The organism is Bacillota bacterium (assembly GCA_009711825.1).
Classification (GTDB): Bacteria; Bacillota; Proteinivoracia; order UBA4975; family VEMY01; genus VEMY01.
The window spans coordinates 1-20,857 of sequence record VEMY01000029.1 but is presented as its reverse complement, the minus strand read 5'-3'; the positions used below and the strand labels follow the sequence as shown (position 1 = coordinate 20,857).

General features: G+C 47.1%; 20 protein-coding genes, 1 pseudogene and 1 riboswitch. Of the genes and pseudogenes, 8 read left to right on the top strand and 13 right to left on the bottom strand.

The genetic code is table 11. The features are described from left to right. Positions 1-21 precede the first annotated feature (21 nt). Positions 22-140, bottom strand: a riboswitch (FMN riboswitch). Between the two features lie 116 nt (positions 141-256). The 4 genes from gatC (at position 257) to FH749_09975 (ending at position 3,903) form a co-directional block, all read left to right on the top strand. Beyond that, complete coding sequence (gene gatC, locus FH749_09990) at positions 257-547, top strand: Asp-tRNA(Asn)/Glu-tRNA(Gln) amidotransferase subunit GatC (protein ID MTI95795.1); 291 nt, start codon at positions 257-259, stop codon at positions 545-547. Continuing rightward, on the top strand, positions 544-1,971 hold the full coding sequence (gene gatA, locus FH749_09985; protein MTI95794.1) for an Asp-tRNA(Asn)/Glu-tRNA(Gln) amidotransferase subunit GatA: 1,428 nt from the start codon (positions 544-546) through the stop codon (positions 1,969-1,971). The genes gatC and gatA overlap by 4 nt, the downstream gene beginning before the upstream one ends. Further along, positions 1,972-3,399 carry an Asp-tRNA(Asn)/Glu-tRNA(Gln) amidotransferase subunit GatB gene (gene gatB, locus FH749_09980; protein MTI95793.1) on the top strand — a complete coding sequence of 476 codons (1,428 nt, stop codon included), beginning with the start codon at positions 1,972-1,974 and terminating at the stop codon, positions 3,397-3,399. 111 nt (positions 3,400-3,510) lie between these two features. Then, positions 3,511-3,903, top strand: coding sequence for a hypothetical protein (locus FH749_09975; protein ID MTI95792.1), 393 nt, complete (start codon positions 3,511-3,513; stop codon positions 3,901-3,903). A 99-nt stretch (positions 3,904-4,002) separates the two neighbouring features. On the opposite strand, the gene FH749_09970 is transcribed toward FH749_09975, so the two are convergent. The 4 genes and pseudogenes from FH749_09970 to FH749_09955 form a co-directional block, all read right to left on the bottom strand. Beyond that, positions 4,003-4,410, bottom strand: coding sequence for a hypothetical protein (locus FH749_09970; GenBank protein MTI95791.1), 408 nt, complete (start codon positions 4,408-4,410; stop codon positions 4,003-4,005). A gap of 2 nt (positions 4,411-4,412) precedes the next feature. After that, complete coding sequence (locus FH749_09965) at positions 4,413-4,721, bottom strand: hypothetical protein (GenBank protein MTI95790.1); 309 nt, start codon at positions 4,719-4,721, stop codon at positions 4,413-4,415. A gap of 8 nt (positions 4,722-4,729) precedes the next feature. After that, positions 4,730-5,605: a hypothetical protein gene (locus tag FH749_09960; GenBank protein MTI95789.1), complete on the bottom strand. Its 876-nt coding sequence runs from the start codon at positions 5,603-5,605 to the stop codon at positions 4,730-4,732. Positions 5,606-5,607: 2 nt separating this feature from the next. After that, positions 5,608-6,497, bottom strand: a pseudogene (locus FH749_09955) (ABC transporter ATP-binding protein). Positions 6,498-6,596: 99 nt separating this feature from the next. On the opposite strand from FH749_09955, the gene FH749_09950 reads away from it, so the two are divergent. Further along, positions 6,597-8,684, top strand: coding sequence for a hypothetical protein (locus FH749_09950; protein MTI95788.1), 2,088 nt, complete (start codon positions 6,597-6,599; stop codon positions 8,682-8,684). Between the two features lie 36 nt (positions 8,685-8,720). Here the strand turns inward: FH749_09950 and FH749_09945 are convergent, their stop codons facing one another. The 4 genes from FH749_09945 to FH749_09930 are packed head-to-tail and all read right to left on the bottom strand — an operon-like array spanning position 8,721 to position 12,901. After that, positions 8,721-9,728, bottom strand: a complete 1,008-nt coding sequence (locus tag FH749_09945) for a hypothetical protein (protein MTI95787.1) — start codon at positions 9,726-9,728, stop codon at positions 8,721-8,723. Positions 9,729-9,775: 47 nt separating this feature from the next. Further along, the gene (locus FH749_09940; GenBank protein MTI95786.1) at positions 9,776-10,024 is read right to left on the bottom strand and encodes a hypothetical protein; all 249 of its coding nucleotides are present in this window, start codon (positions 10,022-10,024) and stop codon (positions 9,776-9,778) included. 29 nt (positions 10,025-10,053) lie between these two features. Further along, the gene (locus tag FH749_09935; GenBank protein MTI95785.1) at positions 10,054-12,009 is read right to left on the bottom strand and encodes a hypothetical protein; all 1,956 of its coding nucleotides are present in this window, start codon (positions 12,007-12,009) and stop codon (positions 10,054-10,056) included. Positions 12,010-12,040: 31 nt separating this feature from the next. Then, complete coding sequence (locus tag FH749_09930; GenBank protein ID MTI95784.1) at positions 12,041-12,901, bottom strand: Hsp33 family molecular chaperone HslO; 861 nt, start codon at positions 12,899-12,901, stop codon at positions 12,041-12,043. A 410-nt stretch (positions 12,902-13,311) separates the two neighbouring features. On the opposite strand from FH749_09930, the gene rlmD reads away from it, so the two are divergent. From rlmD to FH749_09915, 3 genes are all read left to right on the top strand, one after another. Next, positions 13,312-14,664, top strand: a complete 1,353-nt coding sequence (rlmD, locus tag FH749_09925; GenBank protein MTI95783.1) for a 23S rRNA (uracil(1939)-C(5))-methyltransferase RlmD — start codon at positions 13,312-13,314, stop codon at positions 14,662-14,664. A gap of 271 nt (positions 14,665-14,935) precedes the next feature. After that, the gene (locus FH749_09920) at positions 14,936-15,130 is read left to right on the top strand and encodes a hypothetical protein (GenBank protein ID MTI95782.1); all 195 of its coding nucleotides are present in this window, start codon (positions 14,936-14,938) and stop codon (positions 15,128-15,130) included. Continuing rightward, on the top strand, positions 15,123-16,193 hold the full coding sequence (locus FH749_09915) for a DNA cytosine methyltransferase (GenBank protein ID MTI95781.1): 1,071 nt from the start codon (positions 15,123-15,125) through the stop codon (positions 16,191-16,193). Before FH749_09920 ends, FH749_09915 begins: the two co-directional genes overlap by 8 nt. A 54-nt stretch (positions 16,194-16,247) precedes the next feature. On the opposite strand, the gene FH749_09910 is transcribed toward FH749_09915, so the two are convergent. From FH749_09910 to FH749_09890, 5 genes are all read right to left on the bottom strand, one after another. Beyond that, positions 16,248-17,351: a hypothetical protein gene (locus tag FH749_09910; protein ID MTI95780.1), complete on the bottom strand. Its 1,104-nt coding sequence runs from the start codon at positions 17,349-17,351 to the stop codon at positions 16,248-16,250. A gap of 1 nt (position 17,352) precedes the next feature. Beyond that, entirely contained in the window at positions 17,353-17,580 is a 228-nt protein-coding gene (locus FH749_09905; protein ID MTI95779.1) for a helix-turn-helix transcriptional regulator, read from the bottom strand. 11 nt (positions 17,581-17,591) lie between these two features. Further along, positions 17,592-19,229, bottom strand: coding sequence for a DUF2326 domain-containing protein (locus FH749_09900; protein MTI95778.1), 1,638 nt, complete (start codon positions 19,227-19,229; stop codon positions 17,592-17,594). Positions 19,230-19,420: 191 nt separating this feature from the next. Further along, the gene (locus tag FH749_09895; GenBank protein MTI95777.1) at positions 19,421-20,542 is read right to left on the bottom strand and encodes a hypothetical protein; all 1,122 of its coding nucleotides are present in this window, start codon (positions 20,540-20,542) and stop codon (positions 19,421-19,423) included. 229 nt (positions 20,543-20,771) lie between these two features. Then, on the bottom strand, positions 20,772-20,857 hold an 86-nt coding region (locus tag FH749_09890), incomplete at its 5' end, for a general secretion pathway protein (GenBank protein ID MTI95776.1).

Sequence of the window (20,857 nt, the reverse complement as noted above, 5' to 3'; positions counted from 1 at the left end):
GAAATAAACATGGGCAGCAAAAAGTCCCTTCTCCCATCCAGACTGTTACTGTCGGCTTTGGAATTTCACCAAATCAACCCCGTGGGGGGCTCGCGGGCTTTACCGCCGGTCGGGAATTGCACCCGGCCCTGAAGGCACCTTCAATATTGTTTTGTATATTCATGATACCAATTTCTCAAGCGTTTGACAACAAAATTTTCATTAGAATTTTTTCCCATGTTATAATAAAAAAAGAAAACACATGGGGGGATGACCGATGATTACTACTAATGATATAAATCGAATTGCCGCCCTGGCTCGGTTGGAATTAGATTCTAGTGAACAGCAGCAGTTTGCCCGGCAGTTGCAGTCGGTGCTGGAATACAGTCAAGTACTAAAGGCAATGGACTCGGGCTCTGTCAAACCGACCACAACGACCTGTGCCTATTGCTGTCCCCTGCGCCCTGACCGGGTGGAGCCAGGCCTGGAGATTGGGGAAACGCTTGCATTGGCGCCAGAGCACAAAGAGGGCAGACATCGGGTGCCGCCTGTGATGGAGGTTGAATGATGACTCTGACCGAAATTCTGCCCAAACTGGCTTCCGGCGCCATGAGCTCACGATGTCTTACAGAACAATATCTGGCCCGGGAGCAAAGGGCGTCAAAGCTTAATCTCTACATAACCAAGACTACGGAGCGGGCTCTGGCTACAGCCGGGACAGTGGATGCCTTGCGCCAACAGGGCACTGAGCTACCACTGTTGGCAGGGGTGCCGGTGGCGGTCAAGGATAATATTGCCGTTAAGGGAGTGCCGTTAACCTGCGCATCTAGGGTTTTGGCGGATTATCGGCCGCCGGCAGATGCCCATGTTATCACCGCCTTGGCCCAGTCTCCGTTGTTGGGCAAGCTCAATCTCGATGAGTTTGCCATGGGCTCTTCCAATGAGCATTCTGCCTTTGGTCCCGTCAGGAACCCCTGGGATTTGTCCCGGGTTCCGGGAGGGTCCAGCGGCGGTTCGGCAGCAGCCGTTGCAGCCGGCTGTGTGCCTTTCGCCCTAGGTTCGGACACCGGCGGCTCGATTCGGCAGCCTGCCAGTTTTTGTGGTGTGGTAGGAATGCGCCCAAGTTACGGACGGGTCAGCCGTCGTGGTCTTGTGGCCTTTTCCTCCTCGATTGATCAAATTGGACCCCTAACCCGCACAGTGGCAGACTGTGCCTATGTATTAAACAGTATTTGTGGCCATGACCCCGGTGACAGCACTTCCTGTTCTGAACCAGTCCCCGACTTCACAGACTATATCCGCAATGAAGTGACCGGCCTGCGCATTGGCATCATCCAGGAGGCCTTTGATAACGGTCTCGACACAGATACCGGCGCGGCGGTGATGTCGGCTGCCCGGGCCCTGGAAACGGCCGGCGCTCGGCTCCAGGGAGTTTCTTTGCCATACAATAAGGAAGCCCTGGCCTGTTATCATATCCTTGGCCCAGCAGAGGCCTCCTCTAACCTTGCCCGGTTTGACGGAATCCGCTTTGGCGTGCGTTCATCCGCTGCTGAACTCAGTGATGTTTACAAACGCAGTCGGGATTTCGGCCCGGAGGTAAAGCGGCGCTTGATGCTGGGCACATACGTGCTTGGCGCACGAGCAGATGAAGACTTATACAATGCGGCCCTGCGGGCAAGAACGATAATTCGCAAGTACATTGATCGTCTTTTCGCTGAAGTCGACGTGCTGCTTTTGCCTACAACTCCCGGCCCGGCCTTCAAGCTTGGGGAACAACCGAATCCACTGACCATGTATATGAATGACTATTATACAATCCCGTCTAGTCTCGCCGGCCTACCGGCGATATCCATGCCCTGTGGTTTTACGGATGGACTACCTGTTGGCTTGCAATTGGTGGCCGCACGCTATGAGGAGGGCCTGTTGATCCAGGTTGGTCACACCTGGCAGTGCCTCAGCGATTGGCATCTTCAGCTTCCGGAGGTGGGTTAGTTGGCTTGGGAAACAGTAATTGGACTGGAGTTACACGTTGAACTGAATACGGAGAGTAAACTGTTCTGCGCCTGCCCCGCAAGATTTGGCGCCGCTGCCAACACCCAGGTCTGCCCGGTCTGCCTCGGGCTGCCGGGGGCATTGCCGGTGTTAAACGGCAGTGCTGTGGACAAGGCGCTGATTGCGGCTTTGGCCCTGAATTGCGAGATTAACAGCGAGAGCAGTTTTAGCCGCAAGAACTATTTTTATCCCGACCTGCCCAAGGGGTATCAGATTACTCAACATGAGACGCCCCTAGCCCGAGGTGGTTGGGTGGAACTTGCGGACGGCAGGCGAATAAACATTACCCGCCTGCATCTGGAAGAGGATGCGGGGAAATCGCAGCATACAGCCACAGAAACCTTGCTGGACTTTAACCGCAGTGGGATTCCGCTGGTGGAAATTGTCTCAGAACCGGAGCTTGTTAGGCCAGGGGAGGCCCGTATGTATGTGGAAGCAATTCGTGATATCCTTCGCTACTGTCAGGTTTCCGAATGTCGGATGGAGGCGGGCGAACTGCGTTGTGACGCTAACATTTCTTTGCGACCGACTGGCAGCGAGGGATTTGGGGAAAAGACGGAGCTGAAAAACCTTAACAGTCTGCGGGCCTTGGAAAGGGCGCTGAATTATGAAATCGGACGCCAAAGACAGTTGCTGGCTTCCGGGAAACAAATCTCCAGGGAAACCCGGCGCTGGGATGAGAATAGATACTGCACCGTGCCGATGCGCGATAAGGAACAGGCCTCCGATTACCGCTATTTCCCGGAACCGGACCTGCCTCCGCTTCAAATTACACAGACGATGCTAAACACGGCTAAGGCGCAGGTTCCCGAACTTCCAGGCGCCCGGGCGAGCCGCTTTCAGGAGCAGTATGGACTGGGTGCTTATGATGCCGACTTGCTGATTAGTGAACGTTATCGCGCGGATTGGTTTGAGGCTGTACTTGAATTTGGCGTCAACCCAAAGGCAGTGGCCAATTGGCTGCTGGGCGAAGTCGCGCGGCACCAAAACAAGACCTGTCAATCCCTATCAGAGCTGCGAATCACCCCCCGGGATCTGGGGGAGCTAATCCAATTGGAGCAATCGGGAGTAATCAGTGGCAACATCGCACGCCAGGTGCTAAAAGAAATGCTTAGCCACGGAGGTAGTCCGGCGGAGATTGTCCAGGCCCGGGGCTGGTCTCAGGTCAGTGACCAAACGGAGCTTGCTCATTTGGTCGCCAAGACGCTTGCCGATAACCCCCAATCTGTAGCTGATTATAGAGGGGGCAAGGATCGGGCTTTAGGTTTCCTGGTCGGTCAGGTTATGAAGGCCAGCAGCGGCCGGGCCAATCCCCGATTGGTCAAGCAACTGCTTACTGAGAAGTTAGGCGGCACACAGAAGGGCTAGGAAATGCACACTGCTTGTAATCCTTCGTCAAAAGAAGAACGTAAGAAGGTGTGAAAAATAGCTAAACGTGTGATAGTGGTATTGTTGTTGGTGCTGGTAACAGGCGGCGCAATGGCCTGGGTTATGTTCGGGGAAGACCGGAACGAAACCCAGAAACTTCTGGAGTTGTCCGGTTTGTCCAGAGGGCAGCTGGGATATATTACCCAGGCGCATGAATTCTTGAATGATACGGTTTGCTGGGGCAGACACCCGGACAGTAAAGATCTTGAGGAGATGCTGAGCGTGCATGTGCCTAGGTTCAAGAGCATGGCAACGCAATCCTACTATGAACCACTAACCAGGGATTTAGAAGCGTTCATTGCTTTGGCTGAACAGGGTTTGAGCAGAGAACGGTGGGTAGTGATGCACAGAATTGTTCATGACATTGACTATTTTCTGCTGGGCAGGAGAGGTTTTAACCCAGACAATTGGGAAGCCAGTTTAGCGGTGGAAAAGCTGAAATAAATAGACCAAACAGAGCCTGGGACCCAAGTTGACAGGTTTCACAATATCTATCAGCTCTAAACGAAAGCCGGTGAGACGATTCTCACCGGCTGTATTGTTTTAGAGACGCACTCTGCGACGATATGCAACAAGACCTAAGGCGGAGAGAGCGACAGCAATCGCCAGCATAATCAACAGGGGGACAAGTGTCAGTTCCTCCGCTGGCAGCTTGGGAACATTATAGAAGGGGGAGAGGTTGTTGGTCCACTGGGGAAATTGCAGAAGCGGTCCGATGAGCTCCGAGATCAGACCATAGACAACTAACAGCCAGACCAGTCCGCTTATGCGTGGGACAAATCCGATGAGGGCCAGGGCCAGACCAACCAGCAGCCATACGGGCGCAATATTGACTAGCGCCGCTTCCAGGAGTCTGGTTACCTCGGAGAGCTCACCGCCAGCTGCCGCCAGAGTCGCTCCCGCGCTCAGGCCCACTACCAGGAGCGCCGCCAGACTGCCAACTGTTGCCACTGTCAGATAGCTGCCGGCGTAGCGCCAGCGAGAGGTGGCTGTCCCAAAACCGCCTCTACTCTTCCCGACTGTTCTTCATTTCGCATCCGTGACATGGTTATGATGCCGAAGGCGGCAACTAGAATCGCTACTAAGCGCAGGAATATTACATAAGTCCCGTCTGAGATACTGCCAGCCCCTGCTTGGGCATAAAACTCTTCCAATTGGGGGTTGTCAGCGAAAAACGTCTGGGCTTCCTGGCCCAGGCCGCCTAAAAATATTCCGAACAGTCCCAGGCAGACAACCCAAGAAATCAGGCTGGAGCGCTGCAAGCGGAATGCTAGCCCCAGAGGTCCGGACAGAAGCGGTGAGGCCTGTTCACGACCAGGCATGAGTCTGAATATTCCAGCGTCAAAGTCCCTCCGGGAACACGGGAACAAAGGAAGTATGCTGCCAGGGTCAGCAGGGCCGCAAATCCCAGGGAAATCAGCAGTGGCCACCAGCGCTCATCAACAAATGGTTTCGTTGCTTGGCCCCAACCAAAAGGTGAGAACCAGGACGCGGTGCCGTCACCGATGTCTCCCCACGCCCTGAGGGCAAAGGCGACGCCGAGGACAAGGCCGGAAAATCCCTTGGCGGCCCGGGTGTGTTGGGTGAGCTGAACGATGGCGGCGGTGATAGTGGCAAAAACGATACCCAATGCCGCCAGCCAGCCACCAAAGGCAATACAGCCTGTGGCGCTTAATTCCATACTGGCCAAGAGGCCGGTGGCGATGGCCAAGCCCAGAACTAGGTTCGCCCCTAGTGAGACAAGCAATGCCGCCGTGAGTGGGGCGTAGCGACCAACTACCGCAGCCCGAATTAATTCACTCCGGCCGCTTTCCTCCTCGGCCCTAGTATGCCGGGCAATGAGGAAGATATTCATCAGCGCAATCGCCACTGCGGTGAGAAACCCCAGCTCGTTGGCAATCATTGCACCATAGGTGTAGTTATCAATGCCATGTCCGGGTCGCGTCAGGGCGACATTTGCAGGCACTTGGATAAACTCCGCCCTGGCCATCCGATCCGCTTCGGTGGGGAGTGTTTCCACAAAGCTGATGGCAAACAACACGACACAGAAGGTGATGGAGACCAGCCAGATGCAAAGGCGAATGCGGTCTCGCCGCAATATAAACCGGAGGAGGTCACTGGTGCCGGTGAAATGATGTCGTTTCATTACTACACCACCTTGTCTCCATAGTGGCGCATAAACAGCTCCCCGAGAGTGGGAGGGGCGCTGGTCAAGGCCATAATTTGGAATTGGGCAAGGTATTTGAGCGTTTCATCCAGGGAATCGGTATCCACCTGGAAGATAGCCCTGTTACCTTCAACCCGCAGATTGTGGACCCCGCTCAGCTGGTCGAGACCGTTCACAGGTTTACCGGTGTCAACGGTTACAGATGTCCGGGTCAGGTGGCGCATTTTATCCAACGACCCTGATTCCACCAGGCGGCCATCCCGGATAATTCCGATTTTGTCGCAGAGCTTTTCTACTTCGGCAAGAATATGACTGGACAGGAGTACGGTTTTGCCTGCTTTCTTTACTTCTGCGATGCAGTCCTGGAATACTGACTCCATCAGAGGATCGAGGCCAGATGTGGGCTCATCAAGTATTAAAGGTCCACATTGGCGGCAAAGGCGGCAATCAGTGCCACTTTCTGCCTGTTTCCCTTGGAGTAAGTGCCACACTTTTTACCCGGGTCCAGCTTAAAGCGCTCAACAAATTCTGTGCGGCGTTTTGAATCCAGGCCGCCCCTGAGTCTGCCCAAGAGGTCTATGACTTCACCACCGGTCAGGTTCGGCCAGAGGTTTACATCGCCAGGTACATAGACGAGCTTGCGGTGTAGAGCCACCGCATCATGCCACGGGTCTCCGCCCAGGACTTCCACGCAACCGGAGTCCTTTTTCAACATTCCCAGAAGTATGCGGATAGTTGTTGTCTTACCTGCCCCATTGGGACCGATAAACCCAAAAACCTCTCCCTGGTTAACGTTCATGGACAGTCCGTTCAGGGCAATTACTTTGCCGTAGTGTTTGCTTAGATCCTTTATCTCGATTGCCAGTTTCACTTTTCAAACCTCCAATGCATTTTTTCCCCTGTCGGGGCAGTTTTCAATTCTTTCTACCTGTAGGAATAACAGCACTAGTTTGCCTAAGATGAAGCGGGAATGTTACTTGAGCAGATGTGCAAAAAACCGTTAACCCAGGACCAGCTTAATTCCCTGTACTCCAAGACCGAAGGTTGGGTCGTAGGGCTGCAGTTGGCCGGTTCTTCTCTAGCAGCCAGCGCTGATGTTGATCAGTTTATCGCCAGCTTCGCAGGAATCAACCGACATGTGCTGCACTTTCTAAGTGAAGAAGTCTTGAATAATGAACCGGAGTTTGTTCAGGATTTTTTGCTTCAGACCTCAATTCTTGGTCGCTTTAACGCCGCATTATGTAACGCAGTCACCGGTCGAACAGATTGCGCTGAGCTGCTTGCCGGTCTAGAGCGGGATAATTTATTTGTTATTCCCCTGGATAATCAGGGAAACTGGTATCGTTATCATTCATTGTTTGCTGATCTACTCTTTCACCGTCTGAAACGAGAAGCAGCCGGGCAAGTGGATGATCTTCACAAACGGGCTGCCAGTTGGTATGTGTCGGTGGGCATGCCTGGCGAAGCTGTTCGCCATGCTCTGGCCAGCGAGGATTGGGATATCGTTGATCAAATTCTCCATAATCATTACGAGGCGGTTATCCGTAGCGAAGGCGCGGGCCAATCCTATCAATGTCTAAACAAACTTCCCGTAAATTTGTTAAGAAAATATCCCCGGTTGATTGCGCAAAAGGCGTTTAGCCATTTGCTCCGTCAGGGGACAGAATCGGCCAGGGAGTGTCTGGAGATGGCCGGGGGTTTGAGTTATCCAAATCCGGATGAACAACAGGAATTTGCCGGCATGTTGGCTGCTGTAAACACATACCTGCATGTATTTGACCATGATTTCCCCAAAGCTCTTTCAAGCGCAGCGGAAGCGTTGATGCTGTTACCTTCCCGCAATTATTACTGGCGTATGTTGATTGGCGTATTTTCTGGCGATGCGCGATTGTTTGCCGGGAATCCCAAAGGAGCCTATCCTCTCTATCTCGACGCTCACACAGACAGTAAAATGCTGAACAATACCTTCGCATATTTGACCACAGGTTTTAAGGTTGGGACAAGCTTATATTACCAGGGCCGGCTGGGCGACGCAGAAGAATATGCCCGTAAGCTTCTGGTTTTGGCCCGGGAGGAGGGCTTGAGTCGGATGCCCCGGGTTGGGTTGCTTTGGCCTCTGTTGGGAGATATCCTGAGAGAAAAAGGCGATTTGGCAGAAGCAGAGCGATGTGTGGAGCGGGGCCTGATATATAACGAAGCTGAGAAGCCGTCCCTGGGGTGGAACTATCTGTCGGCAATTGCGGTGGCAGTATCGCAACAAAAGTACCAAGAAGCATTGCTTTTGTTTAGTGAGGTTGAAAATGTCCACCGGGACTTTGGGCTGCCGGCTTTTGTCACTTCCCCGGCCGTTGCCTGGAAGGCCAGGATTCTGTTAGTTCAAGGAGACATTACTGGGGCCCGGGAGGCACTGGCATCTGCAAATATCAAAGAGACCGCCCCTGTCCAGGGGGGTAAGGAACGAGGATTTCTGGTTCTTGCCAGGATTCTACTGCAGGAAGGCAAGCTAGATCAGGTGGCGGATTTATTGATGCAAGTGGAGCAGGCCGCTGACAAAGGCGGGTATAAACGCTTGTATGTGGAAACACAGCTTGCCCGGGCAGACATGGAAATAAAAAAACACAGCCCGGAAGCTGCGGAATACTGCGTGGTATCGGCGTTGAATATAGGAGTTGAATCTGGGTTTTTCCAGACATTTATCGATGAAGGTAGAGAACTTGACGGGCTGTGGCCCAGGGTACTTGAAGGGTTGGCTGATAAGCCGGAGCTTGCAGAGTTGGCCGCTGCTGTCTTCGAGAAGCTTTCCCCAGATTCAGCACAGGCGGCGCCCGGGACACCCACTGGGAATAGAGACCAGGGACTGGTGGAGGAGCTAAGCAAGCGGGAACTGACGGTGCTTAATCTGATTAGTCAGGGTCTTTCCAACCAGGAAGTATCTGAAAAACTCATCTTGTCGCCCGGGACGATAAAATGGTACACCAGTAATATCTATGGAAAACTGGGAGTGAAAAACAGGGCCCAGGCGGTAATCAGGGCCCGGGAATTAAATCTTCTGTCTTGACACACTATCAGAGCTGTACTCATGCTCTGATTTTTTTTACCATTCCCATTGTAATTCGTTCCACCGGCCCTTGCTGGCAGCCGGGTAATCATCCCAAACATACCAGATTCGGTCTTGTAAGGGCTGGACGACATTGGCGTAGACTGTACCCGAGTATTGACTGTCCTGCTCCACGCCCGGGTCGGCGAGAATGGCCATGCAGTCCTCAGGGGTCGTCGGCAATTTTGATTGGAGCATGGTTTCCATGCGCTGGTGCCTGTTTATTGAGCTTTGCGAGCGCAGTTCTCCCGGTGCTGCCAGCGAGCAATAATGGTTGGCGCCAACGACAAACGGTTCAGAAATTGGACGTTTAATGTATGTTTTGCCGGCACATTCAAAAAGCGCGTATTCGCCGGTTTTGCCATCGGCTACAAACAGGCCCATGCCCCCATCCCTGACAGTGTTTTGCAAAAGACTATCTACTTCGTTGAGGGATGAGCAGGATTCTAGAGCAAGCCGGTGGAACACGAAGGGCTGCAAGCTATCCCGCTCTGGTTCGGATACATCCCAGAGCGGCAGCCAGTTGTAATGAATCCAAAGCTTTTCCTGGTTATAGCCGGTGCCTGAGAAGATGCCGCCTTCCAGGCCAAAGAGCATGACTGGGATTTTTTTGTCTACGGCAAGGATTGTAACATGGCCCCACCCCCGGGGGTAGATATAATCGTTGTTCCTGCCAACCCAAAGTTTGCCGTTGTTTGTGGCAATGAAGCTGGTACAACCCTGATCCAGACAGCTATCACAATAATACCATTTGGCTAAAAGCTCGATGTTGCAGCCAGCGCCTGCAGCCACTCCCTGTAGCTCTTTCCGGTACTGTTCCGGCAGGTTTTCGTACCAGCGCATGCTGTCTACCGGCAACCGCTGTTTATCCACTCCATATACGTGGTGGACATGGTCGATATAAGCGCTGATGTTTTCCACTAATTTGTCGGCCAAAGAGCTGCCAAGCTGCAGGCCAAGCTCCCAGTGGCTGCCAGCATACTTCTTGACTACAGGCACATTCATTATAAGTCCCCCCTTATGTAAAATAAAGGGCAGGGCAATGGCCCTGCCTAGCGTTCAGTCTGTTCGGTCTCGGGCATAACTCGCTTCCAGGTATTGCGAATCCGGGGCATCATCTCTGCGTCTGCGATATAACTCTCGGTGTATCCACATTCTACACAGACATAATTGTCTAAAGGTATTGAGCGAAACAAACTGAGGGGAATGGTATTGGAACTATACGTGCCTGCTTTGTAGCGTAAGGTTTCACTGGAATAGACTTCGGTGCTGTTGCATTTGGGACAGATGCCTTTGTTCATAAACTACCTCCTCAGCCCAGAATAAGGGTTTAACGTCGACTATATTTCAATTGGTCGTCCACTACCCAGACTACCTTGTTGGCGTTGTTTGAAACGCTCAAGTCGTAATGAGTGACAGAAAAGGAATAGGGAAGGTAGCTGACGACTTCACCGCGGGTGTTAAGGCGTACCAACACATTGTCGCTTTCCCAGAGAGGATGGTACCAGTATAGTTGGTTGCCGCTGCCCCAGGCGGCGAACTGACCAGGCAGGTCAATCTGGGTAAGGGACTGATTGATGTTATCGTAAAGCCAGTTCTCAGAGCCAATACTTTCAATAACCAGGTAACGCCCGTCCGGGGACCAGCGACTAACTGAGACAATTTGATTATCTAAATGTACTGAATGGATGCGGTTACGACCTTGGTAAATATCCAGACGGGAACTACCGATATCATACCAGTGCAAGGTTTGATTGATATCTCCACTTAACTCCCACTCCTTGACCTCTGGCTCCAGTTCAGGTAGCGAATAGCTGAGTAATCGAACATCGCCGAGCTCTTTTTCTTCTGCTTGAACGAGTAAAGTATTGTTTGCCCAGTTCACATTCATGACGTTATAGTCCTCGGCCAGGGTTGTGTTTTCGCCGGAGTTTAGGTCATAGATTCGCAGCGTACCCATGCCGGTGTTGGAGGTGGTGACATGAGCCAGCCAGTTGCTATTTGCTGACCAAGCGAACTGATCGCCGGTGCCGACGATGATGTCGCGGCTCGTGCTTAAGTCCCGGAGAACCAACTGAGAACGAACATTCTCATCGAGCCAGGGATAGTTTTGCCAGCGCCGAAATGCGATAAAGTTACCATTGGGAGAAATCTGTGCCATATCTACCGATCTTCCATTGATGCTTAGAGTCTGATGAGTGGTATCTGTCTTAGAGCGGAGTGCCGCAAAAATTAAATCATATGGCGAATGCTCCGGGTCCAGCGTTTGCAAATGCTGGAACACTGAGAGTGCATCACTCCATGTCTCGGTTTCAAATAGGTTGCGACCGTAAGCGTAGACGACTTCAACACTTGTTTGAAACAATCGGTAAAACTGCTCGCCGGTTTGGTTGTTGTTCCAGGCCATGCGTAAACCCTGGAGAACAAAATCCAGCAGTTCTTCTTCCCCCATGCCCGCAATATATGGACTCAGATCAACATCTTCATTGCGTTCCGCCAGGCGAAGCACCAAGTCTCGCTTGGTATCCATATATTCCTGAGTGGCGCCGTTATTTAAGATATTATGTTCCTTGCTCACCATGTAATCAAGCGCCGCTTCCGCCCCCTCCCGATTGGCAAGGATTTTTGCCTTGTGGGTAACAGCTAGTGTGTTGTAGGGGTAAAGGTCTAGAGCCCGGTCCAAAATCGGCTCAGCTTGCGACGCAGGCGCTTCCAGCGCTTTGGTAAGCAGGATGTTAAATGCTCTTTGGCGGATGTTCCAATTCTCTTCCGCCAGATCAAGGGCGAGGTTGATTCCATTTAGGGCAAGGGTAAGATCACCTGTCTCGGCAATTTGGAAGCAAATTTCCATCACTGCTTCTTTGAGCAGAGGATCGTTACGCTCATTGAGGACGCGGAACGACAATTCCAAGGCGGTACTGCTGTGGCCGGATGAAATTAACTCTCGTGCCACATCTGCATAGGTTAAAGCGAGCATCGCGGGGTCAAGGCTGCTTCTGTCGGCGAGAGAGATAACTGTTTGGGCTGCCTGCTGGTGTTTGCCTAGATGCAATTGACTGATAATCAATTTTTGACGCGGTCGAGTCCACTCAGGTCTTCGTTCATTAAGCCGGATTAATATTTGCTCAGCTTGTTCATAATTTCCATGCGTTAGCATGAGTGAAGCAAGCTGCATTTGCAGCCAGGGATAGCTGAAGATTAAAGTGGTTACGACAGCCAAAACCAGGACCACACTGGTTATAATTTGCACATGTTTCTTGGTCAGATTGATATGGGGCACCTGCACAGAATCACCTCCCGCACTTTATAAACTTAGATTATTTGGCGAGCCATGCCTTCACTTCATCAACCGGAAAGGTATAACGGCTGTTGCAGAAATGACAGACAGTTTCAATATCTTCATCCTTTAGTTTGTTCAGCTCATCCGGGCCAAGACTAACCAGGGCTCGGGCCATCCGCTCCCGGGAACAGTCACAATGATACTCTATAGATACCGGGTCAAAGATATGTGGGTCCAGCCCGGCAAGCATCCAGATTAAAACGCCTTCCGGGGTTCCGTGATAATCAAACATTTCAGTGACGCTGTTGATCTCCGCTACTCGGCTTTCCATCACGTCCAGAACTTGGTCCGGACAGCCTGGCAACGCCTGAATCAGGAAACCGCCCGCTTGGGCAATTTTTGCCTCCGGAGTCACCATTACTCCTAGCCCGACAGAGCTGGGTATCTGTTCTGAATGCATCATATAGTAGGTGAGGTCCTGAGCTATTTCCCCGGAAACAAGCGGGACGCTTCCCTGCCAGGGTTCCTTAAGCCGCAGGTCTTTTGTCACATACATGTTGCCGGAGCCAACGCCGCCCGCCACGTCTATTTTGCTGGCGTCGGTGGAGGGAAGCACTACATCGGGATTTTCCACATAGCCGCGGACCTTGCCAAAGCCAGCGTCAGCAACCAATTGGCCTAGAGGACCGTCTCCGGCCACACGAATAGTCAGGCGTTCCTCGCCCTTGAAATCTGCAGACATCAATAGGGCTCCGGTGAGCAATCTGCCCAGGGCTGCGGTTGCTACTGGCAACAGGTCGTGGGTGTCCCGGGCGTGCTGCACTGTGTTTATCGTTTGGGCTGTGGTCATTCTCAGTTTTCCATCAGCCGCCACAGCTTTAATAAGCTTGTCTTCCATACAATTCACTCCTTGTCCTTCCTATTTTATCACAGATACAAAAAAATTCAGTGCATATATTTTTCAATTGGCAGGTAAGTTATAGGTGAAAAGATTTGGGAGGTAGAGATGTGGCAAAAAAACAATTTCAAGTCGGCGGTGTAACTGTTACCCGTTTGTGCAGTCAGGAAGAGATGGAGGCCTTTGTCGACCGGTTGCCGGCGGAGCAAAAACAGGACGTTAGCAATGTTCTGCGGGCGCTGGTAAACGCAGGATTAATCGAAATTCAATCAGAATAGTGGCGCCTCGGCGCCACTTTTTCATGGGAGCACGGGGACGGTTCTCTTGCTCCCGGGTTAGAATAAAACCCAGCTCGAGCACGGTCATTTTTTTGTGGTAAGATAAGGTATATCATATTTGGAGTGAAAGCTATGAAAGCTGCCCCGGTCAAAATTGGTGATAAGCCGACTGTTAAAATTGAATCAATCAGCCACCAGGGCGAGGGTGTGGCCAAAGTTGAAGGGTATACCGTTTTTGTTCCCTTTGCGGCCCCTGAAGATGTGGTGACTGTTGAAATAATCAGCGTTCAAAAAGATTATGGCCGTGGCTTGATACAGGAGATAGTGGAGACAGGTAAGCGGATAGATCCCAAATGTCAGTGGTTTGGTCAATGCGGCGGCTGTAATCTTCAGCACCTGGATTATGAAGAGCAACTGAGAATAAAGACAGAGACCACCAAAACTTCATTGGAGCGGATTGGGGGCGTCGACCCGGCTCTTGTCCGCGACACATTGCCTACCCGGTCCTGGAATTATCGCAATAAAATGCAGGCCCCGGTTGCTGTCTATGAAGGCAGGCCCACCGCAGGGCTCTACCGCCCTCGTAGCAATGAACTGGTGCCGGTTGAGGAATGTGCTATTCAGCATGGTCCCAACAATCAACTGACCCGAATTACTGCGGAAGTGGCCAGAGAATGCAAACTGGTGCCCTGGGATGGACTGCTCCGGCACATTGTCACCCGCCACTCGGAGGCAACCGGACAGTCGCTTTTAGTATTGGTCGTTGCCAAATTACAGTTTCCTGGTCGGGAGCAGTTTCTTCGTAAGTTGCGCCAGGCACTGCCCACCCTCGAGACCCTGGTTCTGAATCAAAATCCCCATCCCACCAATGTGATCATGGGAAGCAAAGAGGAAGTCATTTGGGGCCCGGGATACATTATTGATACTCTTGGAGACATGAAGTTTAAAATCTCTGCCCGCTCATTTTGGCAGGTCAACAATCAGGGCGCTTTAAAAATCTATGAACAGGTAAAAAAGTACGCTGCACTCCAGGGGAGTGAGGTGGTTCTGGATGTATACAGCGGCACCGGCAGCATTGGTTTGTATATTGCCAAACATGCTCAAAAGGTAATCGGCATCGAAAACAACAAAAGCGCCGTCAACGACGCGCGCTTTAATGCTCAGCTCAATGCTATTGACAATGCTGAATTCCATCTCGGCTATGCCGAACGCACTTTGCCCAAGCTCGCCAATGAAGGGCTCAGAGCCGATGTGGTCATACTGGACCCGCCCCGTAAAGGGTGTGCGCCTATGCTGCTGGATGCAGTGGCCCAGGCGGACCCCCAACGGATTGTCTACGTCAGCTGCAATCCGGCAACTCTGGCACGTGATCTGAAGATGCTTAAGGAGTTGGGGTATGAAACCCGTGAGGCTCAGCCGGTAGACATGTTTCCTCATACAAGCCACGTTGAGACGGTAGTATTGATGTCAAGGGCGAATAAGTAAGGGTGTAACAAGATAAGTAAATAAAGGCTTTCCGTGATTTAAGGTCTGGTTCTAAGCCGGAAGGATAATCACGGATTTTGGCTTTGAGGGAAGTTATCCAAGATTGATGAATTTGAAAAGACATCGGCAAATGCCGCTGATGGCTAAGTGAGTTGATAAGATGGTTGGCAAAATAATAATGAGTTGACAAGATGACTGTCTATAATCAGTCTTGAAGTTAGACTGAAATTAGGGTATAATTAGACTAAGCTAGTGCTTAGGAGGAAGATGTATGACTAATTCATATATTTATTTAGATACATATCTTTTGCAACAGGACATGAGAGTTCGTTTACCCAAAGCAATTCTTTCCAATATGAATGTAGAAAAAGGAAAAACAAAATTTGATATATACTTGGATGCTTCCGATGGTTCTTTGATTTTACGCATCTGTAAAGATGATGATGGGGGGACGAATAATGAGTAACCAATATAGTGCTATTTCATTGTTTACTGGGGCTGGGGGTATGGATATCGGCTTCGAAAAAGCTGGTATTAAAACTGTATTTGCTAACGAGCTAATGAAAGAGGCTGCAGAAACATATAATGCGAATCACTCAAACGGTGTAATGGTAAATGATGATATAAACAATGTTATTGATAGCCTTGCGCTCTATAGAGGTATAGATTTTGTTTTTGGAGGACCACCGTGTCAAGGATTTTCTGTGGCAGGTAAAATGGATCCTGATGATGAGCGTAGTAAACTAATATTCACATTTCTTGATGCGGTAGAGATAGTACAACCTAAAGCATTTGTAATGGAAAATGTTAAGGCCTTAGGAGTCTTGGAAAAATGGAGCGCAGTGAGAGAAAAATTCATGAATAGAACTCGTGAAATGGGATACTTATGCATTCCAATTGTATTAAATGCGACAGAGTTTGGTGTTCCACAAAAAAGAGTAAGAGTTTTCTTTATTGGAATTAAAGATAATCAAGATCCTTTCTTCGAATATAATATGAATAATCTGCTAGAAGAACAAAAAACTAAGGCACCTGTTATTAAAGAAGTTTTGAATGGAATAGGTCGTGCTGGAACAGAGTCTAATCCACTCACTTGTACAGCGAAAATAACATTTGCTACTCGTCCTGTGATGAGAAAGTCACCTTATGCAGGTATGTACTTTAACGGGCAAGGAAGACCGATTGATGTTGATGGATATGCAAATACGCTACCTGCCTCTATGGGAGGGAACAAGACACCATTCGTGGATGAAGATTATCTTTACGGAGATGCTAACGAAGATTGGGTTGTTGACTATCATAAAAAATTACAAGATGGGACAATAGCACCTGAGTTTAACGAGGCACCTTCCAGACTAAGACGTATAACAATAAAAGAAGCTGCTCGAATTCAAACGTTTCCAGATGACTATATATTTTGCGGCAATAAAGGGAAAATCTATACTCAAATAGGGAATGCCGTACCATGTAAATTAGCAGAAGCAGTAGCAAAAGCAACTATAAACTATTTAGAAATAAGCAATAAATAAGACATGAGAGGCTGGTGTTAGATTATAACGCTAGCCTCTCATGTCTTTAATTATTCATTGATGTAAATTACTCCATAATACCTTAACAGTTTCAGCTGTATTTATATCCGATATGTAGGAATTCAAATCATTGTAGAAAGCAATACGGCCTTCTTGGGTCATATGGTAAAGTCTATCTGAAATCCACTCGTAAATATCTAAATAGTAGTACGTGATGTTTTGATATCCATAGCTACCAATAAATGAATGTAGACCGCTATTTTTAATATCGATTGGACAATCTTCCTTACGACAGATTACCATTATTTCATCTAAACTAGTATTATTTGCTCTGTTATATTTTAATATACTATCGTATGAGTCTCGGATTCTAGCTAAGTCAAAAGGTTTAACCGTAACTTCGTAGACTTTATAAATGATACCACATGAAGATTCCTCATTTACATCACCAGGTTTTTTACTTGTTGTGCTTGTTACAGAAGCACGATCCTCTTCTCCGGTTACAATAATTCCTGTATCCATGGATTTATGATAATTTTTCAACAAGAAAGCAATTATCTTCTGTGGTGTGTTTCCAGCATCCGGAACTTTCGTAATTAACTCATAACACAAATAGTATAAAAACTCTGGATCTGCCGATGGTTCAATTTCAACAGTAAGTGCTTCAATACGTTTTGATTCGGAAATTAATCTGCGTAATAAAGAGACACCAATATTATTTATTTTATTAATAGAGTTACCTTCTGTATTTTCCATGTATTGAATTAGGTTAACAACTTCAAAAGCAACTTTTGCAGGTCTTCTCTGTGCAGCCCAGGTGGTATCTAAGCCAACAGTTGCTTTTGCAATGTTAAGCGGACCAGATTTGCGGTGGGGTATCTCTTTTTCTATAAGAAAGTCTTTGATAGGTCCTTCATAAATTGCCCTTGGATTGCAATCGTAAAGACCTGTGGATGCCCTAAAGGAAGAATCGAGGTTCATACCAACAACTACAACTAAGAGGATTTCCCTAAATCCCCAAGCCGTTGTTGAAAATAACATATCCAAGGATTCTTGATATTCACTTTCATCAATTGGTAGATTATTATCTATCGCTCTGGCATATAGAGTGTCCAGAATCCGTTTTATCGCTATATTTCTATCACTAACAGCACTCATTTTAAGTCTCCTTACCATTATTATTTTCATCATGAACAGTTTCTACAATGTCGTGTAAATCACAGTTCAATGCATTACATATTCTAATTAGAACATCAGTGTTAACATTCTGACCTTTGCCTAACTTAGCAATTGGGGCAGAGCTTAGACCTGTGATTTTTCGAAGATCCTGCTTAGTCATTCCTCTATCTATCAACAGTTTCCATAATCGGTTGTAGCTTAGACTGATACCCATAATTCTCACTCCTTGATATTCCATGAGCGTCCAAATAGTTCATCGCCATTTTCGTTAAGGCGAATGACAGCAGTGCTATTAAGAATCAGGCTCGTTTCTTCTGAGTAAGATTCTCCTTTGTCAAAAGCAATGAATATTTGTTTGTCAAATTCTGTGTATAGCTGAATAATCTTATTGAGTGGTTCGTCACCGATGTTTTTAAATAGAAGCGAATCATGTGCCAGTGCAGGCAACATAGTCGTTTCTAAAACACTCAAGTCAAATACAATAAGACTTTTATATGAAGTTCCTGTACCGCTATCATCAGGTGTATAAAATTCATAAGTTGTACCGCTGTCTAAATCTAGTACAGGAGCTTTTCTTTTTTTCTCGTAGATTCTATCGTTAAATCGCACCATTTGTTCATTGATGCTACTCTCAATTCTACGCAATTCAGCTTCTTCAACTTTCTGAAGTTGTTCTTTGACACCCTTCTTTGAAACATTTAATTCCTCAACCAAAAGATAATCTCGGTTTTGTGCTTCAAGTCTTTCTATAGCAAGATTTAACTCTTTGTATTTATTCAGGTAAGTAGTTGAATAGTTTGCTGGCTCTCCATGCTTAGAAAGCTGATTTTTCAGGCTATCAATTTCATGGTTTAATCGTTCAAAATTTTTGCTCAACTCTTTTCTCTGTTGCTCATATTCAGCCATTAGTATTTCACTTAATTTTTCATGGAAAGATTCAATTTCAGATATTTTACGAATATTAACCCCGGGAAAGAACTGCTCTAACTCTTCATAAGGACCATGATGAACTTCCGGATTTGAAGAGAGATTGTCCTCAACAAGACTTAACTGTGTTTTAGTTGATGTTCTGTTTCTCATCAAAATGTTTAATTGAGTCTTGATTTGACTTATCTGATCTGCCTGTTTCAAATCAAGGTCTACATAATTGGAGTTATTAGAGACAGTGTGATCTCTCAAGTCATCTTTGAGTTTTTCTAACTCATTAAGATTTTCGTTATAACGCTTCTTTGTTGTGATAGAGCCGTACGAGATAACATCTTGTTTCTTTGCTTTCTTGAGGGCATCAAGTTTGTCAGATACTTTTTTAAATTCTGTTCTATATGACTCAATAACCTCAAATGAGTTAAATAACTTTTCTAATGCAGTAATTGCGGCTACATTTTTTTCTCTTGGATCACTATGTAGGGGTTTCTTTTCGTCATGGTTGTTCTTTCCATAGATTCTAAAGTAGCGACTAATTAGCTCTCTAAATGAACTTCCATAAAAATTAACTCCATACTGTTTTTGTAAAAAAGACAAAAAGTCCTTAATGTTAATTTCCTCAATAAAATTAAATTGCTCATCACATTTATTAATTGTAGTTCTCTGCGTGGTGCTTCTAGAAAAAAAGTAAGATGTACCACTGAACTCAAATTCAAAATTAATTGTATGAAGTCCCACTTGGTTTACAGCATCGCTATCAAGGTAGGAGTTTCCGCCGTATGCAAAGTCAATAATAAGTAGCAAAGTTGATTTGCCGATGGAGTTATTAGCATTTACACCTCCAAGAATCGTATTAAGCCCTTTCTTAAACTCTATTGGAGGACGCACTTGCCCTTTGGAAATAAATTTATCGCATTGAATCTTCTTCAACATAGACAATCACGCCCCTTTCTTCATCGAGTTCGATTTTTCTTAATGCATAAAGACAGCATAACGTTTCTGTATAATCTTCTATATCTAAAAACAGACTTTTGTTTGTGTTATATAATTCCTCTACCGAGTAAGGTCTATTATTCAAGCACTTTATAAGTACTGGAAATTTAGCCAGGGTACTTTCTTTATAGCTAAACAGTTTGTTTGGAAGGAGCATCAAATACCTCACATTTCTGTACAAAAAACGAAATAACTATCTCACAGGCTACTCTAGATTTGTTTGTGATGCCCATAAGCCACTCAACGAGTGAATTATAAATTTCGTCTTGTACACTTGTTTTTTCTAATGCTGTGACATACGCAAGTCTTATTTGAGAGGACAGCACATTGTAATTCATTTTCTTTTCTCTAGACAAAGATTTAAACTGTGTTTCAATAAACGGATAATACTGAGTCACATTAAAAATATTAGTTCTTAACAAGAGGTAATTATTCTTGTAAATCTTATCTCTTACAGATTGAGGCTCATAATTTAACTTGGTGATTTCATTTGGATCGGTTACATAAAGAACTTCCAAAACTTCCGATATGGCTTCTTCAACTTTTATATCCGTAAGTGACTTTTGAGCTAATAAATGTTCATACATAGATATCTTTAAATCCTGCAATTCGATTTGATCTTCTTCTGTATGAGATAGTAAATATTTTGCTGCACATTCTGGACAAAGAGCAATTAAATTTTCGCTATGCTCTCCACTTTTACTATCTATCATAATCACGTCAAAATATGCTTGTGTTGCTTCGTTGTTACTCAATAAGAGTGGCTTACCACACCCCTTAAAAGGGCAATTTCCTTTGTTTTCTACTAACAATTGATTTCCATATCTATGTCTTAAATAGTACTTTGAAGGCACTAAGGACTTTTGCATATCAGTGTTTTCACCAGCAGCTTTATAAAGAATATCTAAGAAAAGTTTTCCTGCTATTGTGCCAACTATATCAGGGGTAACTGTTGGATCGTACTTCTTGAAGTCATCTGACAATCTTTCAATGACAACCTCATCATTTGAATTCACCGAATCAACAAAATTTTGAAATTCAATCTCTGCGATTATTCCTCTAGCATATTCAGGAGACAGAGGTCTTTTTCCATTTGCATAAGATTTCAAAGTGTCGTCTGACTGATCTTGAGAAGGGTCAACATCGCTATCAGTTTTAGTAATCATAGCTATTAGGTTTCGCAGCAACTTAGCATTTGCTCTTTCTTTACCTAGTACAGGCTTCATTAGATTGAAGAAATCATTAAATTCCATTACGTTAACTCCTTTCAAGATAGTTGTCCCACTTTGTACCCACCTTCGACCTGGAACGTACCCAGTTCGAAAGGTGGGTTTTTATATTATGTAGATAGGATTTAAATCAGCATCATTTTGTTAAGGCATAACAAAAATATTCTGTAACTGCTAACCCATAATGCCCTTCAGTAGACGTTATTAATTGTCCGCAATTTGCCGGACAAGCTGACCAGAAGGGAAGGGAGAATTAGAGCAATTCTCCCTGGACAACTACCTTCACCATATGATCATCAATAATCCTTTTCCCATTCTGCGCCCCATAAAGCAGGCAGT